The organism is Sphingomonas sp. HDW15A, from assembly GCF_011301715.1.
Taxonomy (GTDB): domain Bacteria; phylum Pseudomonadota; class Alphaproteobacteria; order Sphingomonadales; family Sphingomonadaceae; genus Sphingomicrobium.
This window is the reverse complement of the sequence record NZ_CP049870.1, coordinates 830720-843600: the sequence shown is the minus strand read 5'-3', so window position 1 is coordinate 843600 and position 12881 is coordinate 830720. Positions and strand designations below refer to the sequence as shown.

Here is a 12881-nt window from a genome sequence, read left to right as displayed (position 1 = left end):
AACCTTGGCTTCGTACCCACACGGCCTTGCCTCGCCAGATCGCTCCCGGTAGGCACGCCGGCCACGTTAAGGAGGAAGACATGAACCAGGATCGGAGCCGCGCCAACTTGCTCTCCAATTCCGTTCCGGGTTTCCCATGTCTGCATTACTCACTCTCGACGCTGTTTCACTCTCCTCGCCTGACGGACGCCTCCTTTTCTCCGATTTGACGCTGGCGCTCGGACGCGAGCGCGTAGGAGTTGTCGGGCGGAACGGTGCCGGCAAATCGACGCTCCTAAAGGCGATCGCTGGGGAAGCGAAGCCTAGGTCGGGGTCCATCGCTGTTACCGGCAGGATAGGATCACTGCATCAGCTCTCCGGCGAGGCCAAAGGCTGCGCAGCGGATCTGCTTGGAGTGGCGCAACCGATGACTGTTCTGGAGCGGATTGAGCGCGGACAAGGGACTGCGGAGGATTTTGCGCGAGCTGACTGGGGCTTGCCTGGCCGGGTGCATGAGGCAATGGAGAAAGTCGGCCTCGTTTCAGAAGGGCTTGATCGAGACCTTTCGACCTTCAGCGGCGGTGAACGGATGCGGCTCGCCCTCGCAAGACTTCTATTAGAAGAGCCCGACCTGATCCTTCTCGACGAGCCGACTAACGATCTTGATGCGCAGGGCCGGCAAGCCGTCTCGGCGATGCTAGCCAGCTGGCGTGGAGGTGCGCTGGTCGCGAGCCATGATCGCGCATTGCTGGAGCAGATGGACCGGATTCTCGAGATTTCGCCAATTGGCGTCCGTGTGACTGGAGGGGGTTGGTCTGCTTACGAGGCAGCTCGCGATGCTGCCCGCGATAGAGCAGAACAGGCAGCCCAACGTGCGGAGTCGGGCTACCGCGCAGCAAATCGAGCCGCCCAGTCTGCTCGTGAGCGGCAGGCGCGCCGGGACTCAGATGGCCGTAACTATGCCGCCAGTGGCAGTGCCCGAAGATCTCAATGGGTCTCGCGAAGAGGCGTGCTGAGGCGACAGCGGGTCGCTCCGAGCGGCTTGCCGCCCGTGCTATCAGCGAGGCTAATGAGGCTCGCGAAGCCGCTCAAGCCGGGCTCGAACGCGTTACGCCGTTATCCTTTTCGCTTCCGCCATCGGAGCTACCCGCCAGTCGAACCGTGCTGTCGCTCAATCAAGTGGTGCTCACGTCAGGCGGCAAACGCCTGTTCGGCCCACTCAGCTTGACGATGACGGGACCCGAACGCATCGCCATCTCCGGTCCTAACGGCGCAGGCAAGAGCAGCCTCCTGAAGCTGATCAGCGGTTCGCTCCCGCCGACCGAAGGCGAGGCACGGGTCCTAGTGCCTTACGCCTACCTCGACCAACATGTCGGCCTGCTCTGCGACGACCGAACCCTGATCGAGAATCTAAAACAGCTCCAACCGCTGCTCTCCGACCACGACGCCTATAGGGTGCTCGCGCGTTTCGCGTTTCGCAATCGGGATGCGCTGCGTACTGCCTCCTCGCTCAGCGGCGGGGAACGATTGAGGGCAGGCCTAGCGTGCGTGATGGGCGCCGCCCGACCGCCGCAACTGTTGTTGCTAGACGAGCCCACGAACCACATGGACGTGACCAGCATCGAGGAACTGGAGAGCGCGCTCGCGGACTACGACGGCGCCCTGGTAGTGGTCAGTCACGATCGCGCGTTCCTCCAGCGGATCGGGATCGGTGCGGAGCTTAGCCTGAGCTAGTTTTTAAGCAGCCGTTTCGTGCTCGCAGAGACGGCATTAAGCAAGCCGTTTCAGAAGGGCGAACCCGCTGGCCGGCTCTTCTCGGCTGAGGAATCGGCGTCGCACCTGCTGAATGTCATCGGCCGGCTGACCCCGCTGCAGACCGGCCGCTGCTTGGCCTGGGACGGCACCGAGATCCTGCCCTGAAGAGATAAAGTTTCGACCGTTGCTGACTCCAGCCGCACTATTCCTGACCTTAAAACTGTCAGCTCCTTGGAAGGTCAACTTAGGTTCATTCCGGCGATGCCAGTCACCTGGGCTTATCGGTTCCATGTTCTGGGGTTATCCATGCGCCTTTCTCTTTCTCTGTCATGTCTCGGGTTAGCGCTCGCAGCCGCGCCCTCCCTTGCGCAGACCTTTCCAAGCGCGAGCATCTCCGAAATGGCGAACACGCCGCTCGTCCGGGTCAGTATTGCAGAAAACCTTCGCACCCCGCCTGATGAGGCGAGCCTCACAGTAGGAACCACTGCGAAGGCGACGACAGCGAAGGAAGCGGTAGCGGCCAATAAGGTAAAGACTGAGCGGCTGTTGGCGGCGATCCGCTCGGCCGGCATCCGCGAGCGAGACATTCAAACTCAAGGTATTCAGCTTTCCGCCGACTATCGCTGGGAACAAGGGACTTCGGGACGCGACGGGCGTCAGGTCCTCGTCGGATATGTCGCCGGCAATTCGGTACAGATCAAGACGCGGGACTTAGACGCGGTCACTGGGCTTCTCGACAGCTTAACTGCTGCGGGAGCCGACACAATCTACGGTCCAACCTTTGCCATTGCCGACCCGTCGCCCTTGCGGCGTGAAGCCCGTTTACGGGCAATGGCGCGAGGGGAAGCCGAGGCAACCGAATATGCGCGCAACAATGGCTTCACCAGGGTGCGACTTCTGTCGGTCGAAGAGGGAGTTTCGTACAGGGGAACCGACATCGTTGTTACCGGAAGCCGGATTGTAAACGCCAGCGCGCCGCCGCCGCCCCCGCCTCCGCCCCCGGCCCCTGAACGAGGTGGAATTGTAGCGCCCGGTCAGCTTGAAACCGGCGTGCAGCTCAACATGCTTTACCGGATGGAACGCTAGAGTCTGATACCGGCCGAACACAGACACTCTGCGCTGCGGAAGGTCCGCAATAGCGGTTCAGTTTTTGACCCACTTTGCGACCACAAATCCGCGCTCCCCAAGGCACCCCGCCATTTTGGCCTTGATGGCTCGTTCCTTTTTTGCCCGTTTCATCTTCGACATGCCGATCGCTCCGCCGATTGCCGCGACCGGCAACAGCACGATGGTTGCCGCGGCGACAGCCAGGCCGCCGTAACCCGCGACCGCGGCTGCAGTAGCGCCGCCAACGGCCGCGGTTGCGCCAGTTGCAGCTGCACCACCAGCGGCGGAGGATAGCCGGCCAGTATCGTCGAGCTTGCCCTCGACGAGCAGCGAATTACACTCGGCATAAGCACGATCGAACGACGTCTGGTCGAACGACGCCTCGCTCGACGGCGGCACAGCCAGTGTCGGCGTGAAATTCCTCGGTTTTGACGAACAGCCCTGAAGCAGGACGGACGCGGCTAACGCCACATGCAACGCGATACGATCCATACTGCCCCCAAGCGACGCGACCACAAGTCGAGTTATTTGCTCCGTAAGTCAATTCATTGATTCGAGGTCGCTTTTCCTGCCCCCGCCTCCGACCAAGCCTGTCGTGTTCAGCTCTCGACCCAAAGCTGCCATGTCAGCTTTTGGCGCATTGCTACGATAGGTTGACGTCCGGGTTTCGACCCATTGCAGCTAACCGCACAGTCGGGGAAGCCTAGGTCTCCATCAAGCCAGGCAAGCTCGGAAAGGTCGCTCATGAACGAAATCCGTCGCGAACCAATCCTGCGCCTGATGCCGGGACCTGGCGATATCAACGCGAATGGCCACATCTTCGGGGCTGGGTCTTGAGCCAGATGGACAAGGCGGCCGGTATAATTGCCCGACATCACTCGGGCGGACCGGTGGCGACGATTGCGATCGACCGGATGGAATTTATTGAGCCGATCCATCTTCGCGATCTCATCTCGGTTTATGCGGAAGTCGAAAGCGTAGGCAGAACCTCGATGAAGGTTCGGATTGATGTGATGGCTTGGCGGGACAGCGGCGCAATCCGGCGCAAGGTGACCGAAGGACTATTCACCTTTGTCGCCATCGATGACCAGGCTCGCCCGCGTCCAGTCGCTGGCGGAGGTCAGACGGCCCAAGGGTGAACGGCGGGGCGAACATTAGCCGTAGACCCGAGCCTTTTACGTGCCCCTAATGCGGCTCGGCGCTCGTGTTACCCTCAACCATTGCGCGGCAACGTGAGATGGAAGACCGCTCCATACTTTTCGCCATTCGACGCCCAAAGTCGTCCGCCGTGATCTTCAACAATCGTTTTACATAGCGATAAGCCCAAGCCGGTGCCGCTGGCTTTGGTCGTGACGAACGGATCAAAAATCCGCTCTACCTCATCAACTGCTAACCCAGGCCCATTATCACCAACCTCTACCAACACACAGGCACCATCCACTTCCTTCGTACGGATGCCGATTACGCGAGATTCGCGCGAGGCCCTCTTGTTCGGCCCAGTCATGGTCGTCCCGAATGCCTCAATCGCGTTCGTTATCAGGTTCACTAAGACCCTCTGAATCTGGACACGGTCAGCTTGTACAAGCGGCAACTCTTTATGCAGTGCCAAGGCCAGCGAGATCTTTGCCGCGGTGATCTCCCGGTCTAGCAAATGCGCAGTTTCGCGAACCAAGTGGTTGAGGTTAAATTCCGTTACTCCTCCGGCACCCTTGGCGAACATCGCCCGGACGCTCTTGATGACCTCGAAGGTGCGTTTATTGGCATCGCCGATCGCGCGTAGTGATGTGATCGCTCTAGTAACGTCGGGCTGCGGCTGAGTGAGCCAACTAAGGGCGGCCGACGCCTCCAGCGATGCAGCGGTTAGTGGCTGTCCGGCCTCATGAGAAATGGCGGCCGTGACCGCGTCCATAGACATCAACCGTGCTTCACGTTCTCGCCTTCGCGCTGCCGTCGAAAGGGCGAGCCGCGCGTAAAGGCGATTTGACTCGGTGATCAGGGCCAGCATCACGACGAGGTTCGAGACAAGCGTGAGACCCAGGAAAACGTAGGCGCCGAACGTAAATCGCGACGTTAGCAGCATGTTCAGAAGCGACTGTCCGAGCCATGCGGATAATGCGACCAGCAACCACAGGTCGAGCACGGACATCTGTTGCCGTAAAAGCATGCCCGCGGCCGCGATTGCCCAGAGGATCACCACGACGTTTACAGTTACCAGCGTCGATCGGATGACCGAGCTCTGATCGACAAAGAATGAGGGCAGCAGATCATGCCCCAGAGTAGTCAATAGCGTGAGTAGAATGGTGGTGGCGACTGAAAAGAGCAGCCCTTCGAAAACCTTCGCAGGCGACCGTTCTGCCGCGAGGCTGCCGACCGCGTCCGCGCGCTTGAGCAATGCATAAAAGAAGATGGCAACGGGGACCGAGAGCCGCCAGAATGTCGCGAGCCATCCCGTCGTGTTGACTTGCGCGCCAAGCAATCCAGATTCGGAAAACGCGCCCGGGAAGCTGAGAGCCCACGGGATGAGTAGCAATCCGCTGATGACATAGCCCGACGCCAGCACGGTGAGCGAGCGCGAGCGAAAGACGAGAGCTTGGGTGTATAGGATGGCGGCGCTGATTAGGTCGCAGACCAACATCCCCGTGACCAGAGCTGGAACAACCCCGGGTATCGGGCCCACAAAGGCATTCTGTACTGGTATCGCAGTCAGGACGATTACCAACACACATGCGAGAATGGCTAGGGCGACACGGATTTCCGTACGGTCCGGCGGCGTATCAAAGAGCCCCAGCTTTTCTTGCGCCACGCAACGCTCCCGTCTGTGCCGAGGCGAATACTCACTGATGCTCAGCCCGCTCGCAGGTTAATGTAATTCTTGTTATAAACCTAGGGGAGTGGCGCGTATGCCTGAGCGTGCCGCATTGGGGGTAACCGTCATGGTTGAGTACCGCCGTGCTCCGGTGGGTGATCGCAAAAACGATCTTTGGCATTGGCATCCGGAATGCCCATCCTATCCAGACCGAAATTTCGTCATCCAATGGGAGCGGCCGCTAGACGAACTTCTTTGTTCTAGATGCATGGCCAACAAGTCGCTTTAGACTTGCGCGCAATCGCCTACGGCTAACTAGGGATTGCTCCCTATTTTGCTGATCGTCAGATCAACATAGTGAGGGTTAGCCGGTGGGTTGCGTCGATCGGTAAGGTCGGATTGAACGAACCGCGGAAGGCTCAAGCCATGAATGGATCCGCCGACAATGGCAAAATTCCGGAGGATCGGGAGACAGTAAAAGAAGTCGTCCTCAGCTCGCGTGATGGCTTCGTCTGGGCGAGTTGGCCAGAAACAGACGCTACGCTCCGATTAGGTCGCCAGGACAGTGTCGTGGCAGCGATGGAGGACTTCCTATCTCAGGTTCGCCTCGGCTCAATCCTAAGTAGGCGTGGCTGGAGCTGCCAATACAAGGATTGAGCTCATCGCAACGCGTGAAGCTCGACTTGGCCAGTGACTCCCTTGAGAGTGAACGCGCCAACTGAAAGTGCCGAAATGCCCGCCTGCTCAAGGAACTCACGGCTGCACAGTGCAACCGCGCCCAAAGAGCTGCACTGGGACTCAATCCGGGAGGCAATATTCACGGTTCGGCCGATGACCGTAAAGTCGAGCCGCTCAGCCGACCCAATATTGCCATAGCTGGTCGTTCCAATGTGGAGTCCGACCCCATGGGCCAGTCTCGGCTCGCCAAGCTCTTGTGCGCGGGCGTTCCAGGACTCGAGCCGTTCGGTCGCGTCTTCCAATGCGCGCACTGCGGCCAGACAAGCTCCCTCGACTCCCAACTCCTCTCGAACAGGGAAAATGGCCAGCACGGCATCGCCGATGTATTTGAGTATCTCTCCCCCGGCGTCGTGGATCGCACGAGCGACGATCTCGAAATAGTCGTTTAGCCGCTCAACGAGCTTTTCGGGAGCCAACTCCTCACCCGAAGCCGTGAAGTTGCGAAGGTCGGAAAACCATACTGCCGCTTCAATCGAGACCACCTCGCCGCGATGGATCATACCCGCACACACGCGTTGCCCGGGATCCTCTCCCAAATAGACCTTGGCTAGAGTCTTCTTGATGTCAGATTCAATTACCGTGTTGAGCAATAAGCTCAGCAAGCGCAGGCTCACTTTGAGTTCGCCCACTCCCGGCTTGCCAAAGCCTCCCGGGCGATCGGTCGCCAGGCCGATGATCTGACGCAATCCGGAATAGTTCGCCAGAGTGGACCCGTAATAGTCGCTGCAGCCAAGCGCTCCGAGATCATCGAAGACCGGAAAACGTTGCGCTTCGCCAGGACCGCGAATCTTCTCATGAAGCTCGCCCTGTTGTTCGATCACGAAGAATGGCGATGCCGTGAACTGTGGATTATTGGAGGCCGCAGCGTTCAAATAGACTTCGTCGATCTGCGATTCCCCGAAGGCATATTGCCGCCGCGCGACGATCACGTCCGGATTGAGCGGGCCAGGGTCCGTTGCGCGGTCGAACCAGACGTGACGCGAATTGTGCATCAGCGGGTGAATTGTGGCGGTCGTCATGTTGCAGCGCCTGATGGCGAAGTCCTGCCCGCAAAGGAAACGGCAATAGCTGTTGAGGAGTGAGGGAACGGACTTGCAAGCAATTGCTTCGGCAGTTGCCCAATCCAACAATTCATCACGAAAACCACGCATGACGCCTCCTCGAGGAGCGAGGCGAGGATCAACGCCGATGTCCCGCGCTGGAAGACATGGCAACATTGTCCACCAATGTCAGCTTTCGACCCATTGCGGACGTTAGAGAGTTTTCCAACCGCTACTCGCGTACGCGCCATCACGCGCGAAGATACTGACGCCGATCGCTCGTTCGGGTCGTCGGCTGTACAGCGGTGTGCCGTCTTTTTGCCTCGGAATGAAAAACCATCGATGGCGCGGCATGCAGCCCTCTGCGTCAAGAGTCTGACTCCAGACTGTCATAGGTCCCGCGCTTGTTAGCTCTTCGACTACAACTCGTTCGGAACAGATGGAAACCGGAGTTGATCTAAAGAATCCCTCGTTGAAGGCCGAGACCGTAATGGCGCCTACCTGCTCTCGGTAATCTAATTGGAGCTTGAAGAAATCGGAGCTACCGCTCAGCCCGAACATCGCGACTAATGGGAGAAACGCGCGGACCATTCAGGCAACTTCGAATTGGCCGCGCTTCCAGTCAATGTCAGCTTTCGACCCATTGCAGACGTTGGTCTCAGACCAATGTTGCTGAACAGTCGTTCATCCGCGATGACATGAGCCCCGGACGAGACGGGTAATGTCGGAAGTTCGATACTGCTCGCGCGGAGGTTTTCCACCCACGCTGCCGCTAGGCTGCTGGAGTCCGAAATCGCCCAAAGGCAGATATTTGAACCTAAGCTGCCGAGCTTAGGCGCTCGCTAAAGCGTCTTGGGTTCGCCACGATCGGCTGTTAAGCGGTCAGCCATGCTCAAAATCAACGGTATCACGGTGCGCCTTGGCGGACGCACAATCCTCGACCGCGCGAGCGCTGCAATCCGGCCGCGCAGCCGCGTCGGCCTGATTGGTCGTAACGGCGCGGGCAAGTCGACCATGATGAAAGTCATCATTGGCCAACTCGAAGCGGACGAAGGCACCATCGAGATGCCCCGCCGGACAAGGCTCGGCTATATCGCTCAGGAAGCGCCTAGCGGTGACTCCACGCCGTTCGACACCGTTCTTGCCGCGGACGTCGAAAGGGCAACGCTGATGGCGGAGGCGGAGACCTGCGCCGATATGCATCGGCTGGGCGACATCCATGACCGCCTGCTGGCGATCGATGCTTATGGTGCGCCCGCTCGGGCTTCCCGGATCCTGCTCGGTCTCGGGTTCGATGACGAGATGCAGGGCCGTCCGCTGGACAGTTACTCCGGTGGCTGGAAGATGCGCGTGGCACTCGCGGCTTTGCTGTTCTCCGAGCCCGATATCCTGCTGCTGGACGAGCCGTCCAACCACCTGGATCTCGAAGCCACCCTCTGGCTTGAAAACTTCCTCAAGTCCTTCGGGGGGACGTTGATCGTGATTAGTCACGAACGCGACCTGCTGAACAACGTGGTCGACACGATCCTTCACCTCGATCGAGGTAAGATCACGCTGTACGCGGGCGGCTACGATGACTTCGAACGGCAGCGGGCCGAGAGAGCGGCGCAGCTTGCCGCCGCCAAGGCATCGCAAGATGCGCAGCGGGCGCGTCTGCAGGACTATATTGCCAGAAACAGTGCTCGCGCCTCGACAGCGAAGCAGGCTCAGTCCCGTGCCAAGATGCTGGCGCGGATGCAGCCCATCGCAGCGATGGCGGAGGATCCCAGCCTGAGTTTCGCCTTTCCCAGCCCGACCGAGCTCAAGCCCCCGCTGATCACTCTCGAGATGGCAGCCGTCGGCTACGGGGAAGCAAATCCTGTACTGCGCTCGCTGAACTTGCGGATCGATCCGGACGACCGGATCGCGCTGCTCGGTCGAAACGGCAACGGCAAGACCACGCTGGCCCGTCTGCTTGCCGCGCAGCTTGCGCCAATGGAGGGCGCTATCAACGCGTCAAGTAAGATGCGCGTAGGCTACTTCACCCAGTATCAAGTCGAGGAACTGCATGGTGACGACACCCCATTGCAGCACATGAACCGCGCGATGAAAGGTCAGACGCCCGGTGCCGTGCGCGCGCAGCTTGGACGCTTCGGATTTTCGGGCGACAAGGCGACGACCGCGGCAAGCAAGCTTTCCGGCGGAGAGAGGGCGCGCCTCGCGCTCGCCCTGATCACGCGGGATGCGCCGCACCTGCTGATTCTCGACGAGCCAACTAACCACCTCGACGTGGATGCTCGCGAAGCGCTCGTCCAGGCGCTGAACGATTACGACGGCGCGGTCATCCTCATCAGCCATGACCGCCACATGGTCGAACTGACCGCGGACCGGCTCGTGCTGGTCGAGAACGGAGCCGCCGTCGACTATCCGGGCAGCATCGACGACTACATCGACTTCGTCCTCGGTCGAAACCAGCCCAAGGCGCAAGCGAAGCGGAAGGTCGTCAAATCAGATCGCAGGGCCGCCGCCAACTCGCGTAACGAAGCCAGCGCGCTGAAAAAAGCCGCATCGGATGCGGAAGCAGAAAGTGCGCGCCTCGCTGCGCAATGTTCGGCAATCGACCGGGCAATGTTCGATCCGGCGGGTGCAGAGCCCGACCTCGCATTGCTGCCAATGACCGAGCTCTCGCAGCGCCGAGCGAAGCTCGGGGCCGAGTTGGCACTCGCCGAAGCCCGCTGGCTGGAAGCGAGCGAGCAGCTGGGAAGCCTCGCCGCCTAGTCAACAAATGGCCGCCTCATCCTCGCCCTCGTCTGCCCCGTGCTCTGTAGGCCTGTCCACGCACAGCCTTCTGTGGGGTGGTAAGCGCAGCGATCGTTTCGCACGGTAAACCCTTCCCGCTTCTCCTGGAATGGAGCGAACGTCTTTAGGTGTCCATGCACACTCAGCTAGGTTGGGGGTCTGGAACCGCTAGACTTCGAGATGGTTAACGCCTTGGTGACAGGCGATTATTTTTTCATGCAAAAACAGCACGATAGTAAAGAATCAGGTAGCCTCGCACAGGTGAACGCTGAAGTAACGAAGAGCCTTGCTCGCTGCCAGGAGTTGCTCGCTGAATGCCGCGCCAATCTAAAGGCTCAGGCAGCAACTACGGACCGGCAAGATTTCAGGAAGTAGCCGTTACTTCGTCGAATTAAGGGACACCGATTCCCTCAAATTCGGCGCCAGCGTCTGCTACTGAATACGCCAACAATTCTTTAAGCAAGCTATGTTAGATTGCCCACATGGCACAGCTTGTTGGGGTCTAGCGTGGCAGCGATGTTCAGTCTCACTGGGGATATGATCCCAAGATCTATTAGACGCACATTCGATCAGCGGTCGGAGGAGCGGATTGTACCGTCTGCCGAGCACGCCGTTCTCGAATATCGCGGCACCAGGAGGCCAGTGGATCTTTTGAACCTGTCCCCGTCGGGCGCAATGGTCGGCTTTGCGGAAACACCGAACATCGGCGAGCGCGTGCGGCTTGAGATATTAGATCGCAAGCCAGTCTGCGGCTATGTGCGCTGGATCCGCGACGGCAGGATCGGCCTGAATTTCACTGCGCCTCTCTAGTGATCCGCAGCCACCCAAAAAGGTCGATTTCTTTTCCGGGATTGAAGACAGCTTCCTAGCGGAGCTAGATTCAGCTTTCACCCAGAACTGGCTCTAGATTGGTAGGAGTACGGTAAGTCGAGCGGCCTTGGCGCCGCACCGACTGCATTTGAACCGGGCCTGCGCCGTAACTAGGGGCCGGCTCCGACCATGCTGCCCACCTGATAGCCGTCCAGGCTCTTGGCAGCGCCGCAGTTCCCGCATTCAACCTTCAGGCCGCATCCAAAGCGGACGAGATCAGCAACTGTGCGGACGTGCTTGGTGGACATTCCGACTGCGTACAACGACCAGAACGATTCGTGAACATGGGCGCTTGTTGATTGCGGGGAGAAGTTGAAAGCCAGGTCTTTCGTACAGTCAGCTTTGGTTGGAAGGCTGACGCGGCAATGGCTTTCCACCCAGAACAGTAGTAGATGTTTGCTGTCCGCCGTCGCTAGCGGCGACTCATAGTTGCTTCGGTCCATCAACCTGAAGGAACGCGCCTATGAAGAACCTACGCGCGCGCGTTGTGCTTCCCGCAATGCTCTTTGCCACTCCGGTTCTTGCGCAACAAAACGCCCAGACCACTACGAATTCCAAGCCCGCAGCAGAGACTGTACGGACAAAGCCTGACGTAAGCGCGGGCAGCGTGCCCTCGCGCCGGATAATCACTGAATGGAGTGCTCCGACTGGGAAAGACTTGAAGTCGCGGCCGCCCCCACCGCCTCCCAAGAAATAGACCGCCGAGGAGCAACAACTTCCGGCGCATGAAGCCTTCTCATTCAGCTAACTTCCGCAGTGGGCGAATACTGACTCTAGCAAGATAGCGATCCGAACGTCGCAAACTGCCCGTCAGCACTTAGCGCGGCAAGCGGCGGTTCCTTGCCCTGCCTCGAACAGTCACGGCCCTTCGACGATCTTGACCAGCTTGTTCCTGCTCGTCGCCCCGCGCACGAGGGCCAGCGAGGACACAGGTAGATCGAGCACCCTGGCGAGCAGGCGCAAGACCGCTTCGTTGGCTTTCCCATGCTCGGGCGAAGCAGTGGTGCGGATGGTCAGCACCTTTGTATTGCCCTCCGGCAGGGTCACTTGGTCAGCGGATGCATTCGGCGTTACGCGAACCTCAATCAGCTCCTTCGCGTCTACACGTTCCCTGACCTCGGCAGCCTCAGGCAGTGGCAGCTTGCGCTTCGCCATCAGCGTTTGCGGACGAACTCGGCTCGCAGGACGAGACCCTTGATGCCCTCGAACTTGCAATCGATTTCCTGCGGATCGCCAGTTAGCCGGATCGATTTGATCAGCGTTCCGCGCTTGAGTGTCCGGCCTGCGCCCTTGACCTCCAAATCCTTGATGAGAGTTACCTGGTCACCGTCGGCAAGAATATTGCCGACCGCATCGCGCACTTCGATTTGGGCAGCGGCGCCACGCTTCTGCAATAGCTGGGCCGCGGGCACCCACTCGCCGCTCTCCTCGTCGTACACATAATCATCGTCGCCCATGGGTGTCTCAGCCCTTCTTGATGCGTTCGTCATCTTCGGCGGCCCGCTCAGCCACCGCCTCGTTCATCTCATCGATCGAGACAGTACGCTGTCCCTCCCGCTCCAGCAGGCCAAAGACATCCTCGATGTGAGTCCACTCACCACGAAGGGGCGTACGCTTCCTGGGTGACTTCAGGGGATCGTCTGCTGGCTCTGCCTTGCGTGAAGACTTTTTTTCCATTGCGTGCTTCCTCTTGCTCTCCAGACTATTGGTAGCAGGGTCCGCCCGTCCATCCGTACCTTAGCGGGGCCGTAGTTCGCCGAAAGCGGAATGTTCGCTGTGCGGACACCTCTGAACTGGAAGCGGACGCT

The 12881-nt window shown here is 59.5% G+C and carries 12 protein-coding genes and 1 pseudogene; 7 read left to right on the top strand and 6 right to left on the bottom strand.

All coding sequences use genetic code 11. The features are described 5' to 3' along the window. The first annotated feature begins 136 nt into the window (after positions 1-136). The 4 genes from G7076_RS04400 (at position 137) to G7076_RS04390 (ending at position 2820) form a co-directional block, all read left to right on the top strand. A complete protein-coding gene (locus G7076_RS04400; protein ID WP_240913869.1) occupies positions 137-1207 on the top strand; it encodes an ATP-binding cassette domain-containing protein in 1071 nt (356 codons plus the stop codon). 2 nt (positions 1208-1209) lie between these two features. Further along, positions 1210-1713: an ATP-binding cassette domain-containing protein gene (locus G7076_RS12370; RefSeq protein WP_240913868.1), complete on the top strand. Its 504-nt coding sequence runs from the start codon at positions 1210-1212 to the stop codon at positions 1711-1713. Positions 1714-1731: 18 nt separating this feature from the next. Further along, positions 1732-1899 (top strand): hypothetical protein, encoded by a 168-nt coding sequence (locus G7076_RS04395; protein WP_166200730.1) that lies wholly within the window; start codon positions 1732-1734, stop codon positions 1897-1899. Between the two features lie 234 nt (positions 1900-2133). After that, complete coding sequence (locus G7076_RS04390) at positions 2134-2820, top strand: SIMPL domain-containing protein (RefSeq protein WP_166200728.1); 687 nt, start codon at positions 2134-2136, stop codon at positions 2818-2820. A 57-nt stretch (positions 2821-2877) separates the two neighbouring features. Here G7076_RS04390 and G7076_RS04385 read toward each other — a convergent pair whose 3' ends face one another. Further along, complete coding sequence (locus G7076_RS04385; protein WP_166200726.1) at positions 2878-3333, bottom strand: hypothetical protein; 456 nt, start codon at positions 3331-3333, stop codon at positions 2878-2880. 252 nt (positions 3334-3585) lie between these two features. On the opposite strand from G7076_RS04385, the pseudogene G7076_RS04380 reads away from it, so the two are divergent. Beyond that, positions 3586-3980, top strand: a pseudogene (locus G7076_RS04380) (acyl-CoA thioesterase). Positions 3981-4054: 74 nt separating this feature from the next. On the opposite strand, the gene G7076_RS04375 reads toward G7076_RS04380, so the two are convergent. Both G7076_RS04375 and G7076_RS04370 read right to left on the bottom strand, forming a co-directional pair. Next, the gene (locus G7076_RS04375; RefSeq protein WP_166200724.1) at positions 4055-5644 is read right to left on the bottom strand and encodes an ATP-binding protein; all 1590 of its coding nucleotides are present in this window, start codon (positions 5642-5644) and stop codon (positions 4055-4057) included. A 662-nt stretch (positions 5645-6306) separates the two neighbouring features. Next, entirely contained in the window at positions 6307-7404 is a 1098-nt protein-coding gene (locus G7076_RS04370; RefSeq protein ID WP_166200722.1) for an adenylate/guanylate cyclase domain-containing protein, read from the bottom strand. 909 nt (positions 7405-8313) lie between these two features. Here G7076_RS04370 and G7076_RS04365 point away from each other — a divergent pair. Then, positions 8314-10182 carry an ABC-F family ATP-binding cassette domain-containing protein gene (locus G7076_RS04365; RefSeq protein WP_166200720.1) on the top strand — a complete coding sequence of 623 codons (1869 nt, stop codon included), beginning with the start codon at positions 8314-8316 and terminating at the stop codon, positions 10180-10182. Positions 10183-10719: 537 nt separating this feature from the next. Continuing rightward, on the top strand, positions 10720-11013 hold the full coding sequence (locus tag G7076_RS04360) for a PilZ domain-containing protein (protein ID WP_346774105.1): 294 nt from the start codon (positions 10720-10722) through the stop codon (positions 11011-11013). A gap of 918 nt (positions 11014-11931) precedes the next feature. Here G7076_RS04360 and G7076_RS04355 read toward each other — a convergent pair. From G7076_RS04355 to G7076_RS04345, 3 genes are read right to left on the bottom strand one after another with little or no spacing between them, the layout of a single operon-like run. Further along, positions 11932-12228, bottom strand: coding sequence for a DUF167 domain-containing protein (locus tag G7076_RS04355; protein WP_166200716.1), 297 nt, complete (start codon positions 12226-12228; stop codon positions 11932-11934). Continuing rightward, the gene (locus G7076_RS04350) at positions 12228-12530 is read right to left on the bottom strand and encodes an alkylphosphonate utilization protein (RefSeq protein WP_166200714.1); all 303 of its coding nucleotides are present in this window, start codon (positions 12528-12530) and stop codon (positions 12228-12230) included. Before G7076_RS04350 ends, G7076_RS04355 begins: the two co-directional genes overlap by 1 nt. A gap of 7 nt (positions 12531-12537) precedes the next feature. After that, positions 12538-12750, bottom strand: a complete 213-nt coding sequence (locus tag G7076_RS04345; protein WP_166200712.1) for a hypothetical protein — start codon at positions 12748-12750, stop codon at positions 12538-12540. Between the last annotated feature and the right edge of the window lie 131 nt (positions 12751-12881).

What these genes read in the sequence shown, in the direction of transcription:
- G7076_RS04400 (WP_240913869.1), top strand. Translation starts at nt 137, where the DNA reads ATGTCTGCATTACTCACTCTCGACGCTGTTTCACTCTCCTCGCCTGAC.
- G7076_RS04370 (WP_166200722.1), bottom strand. Translation starts at nt 7,404, where the DNA reads ATGACGACCGCCACAATTCACCCGCTGATGCACAATTCGCGTCACGTC.
- G7076_RS04360 (WP_346774105.1), top strand. Translation starts at nt 10,720, where the DNA reads ATGTTCAGTCTCACTGGGGATATGATCCCAAGATCTATTAGACGCACA.
- G7076_RS04390 (WP_166200728.1), top strand. Translation starts at nt 2,134, where the DNA reads ATGGCGAACACGCCGCTCGTCCGGGTCAGTATTGCAGAAAACCTTCGC.
- G7076_RS04345 (WP_166200712.1), bottom strand. Translation starts at nt 12,750, where the DNA reads ATGGAAAAAAAGTCTTCACGCAAGGCAGAGCCAGCAGACGATCCCCTG.
- G7076_RS04355 (WP_166200716.1), bottom strand. Translation starts at nt 12,228, where the DNA reads ATGGCGAAGCGCAAGCTGCCACTGCCTGAGGCTGCCGAGGTCAGGGAA.
- G7076_RS04350 (WP_166200714.1), bottom strand. Translation starts at nt 12,530, where the DNA reads ATGGGCGACGATGATTATGTGTACGACGAGGAGAGCGGCGAGTGGGTG.
- G7076_RS04365 (WP_166200720.1), top strand. Translation starts at nt 8,314, where the DNA reads ATGCTCAAAATCAACGGTATCACGGTGCGCCTTGGCGGACGCACAATC.
- G7076_RS04385 (WP_166200726.1), bottom strand. Translation starts at nt 3,333, where the DNA reads ATGGATCGTATCGCGTTGCATGTGGCGTTAGCCGCGTCCGTCCTGCTT.
- G7076_RS12370 (WP_240913868.1), top strand. Translation starts at nt 1,210, where the DNA reads ATGACGGGACCCGAACGCATCGCCATCTCCGGTCCTAACGGCGCAGGC.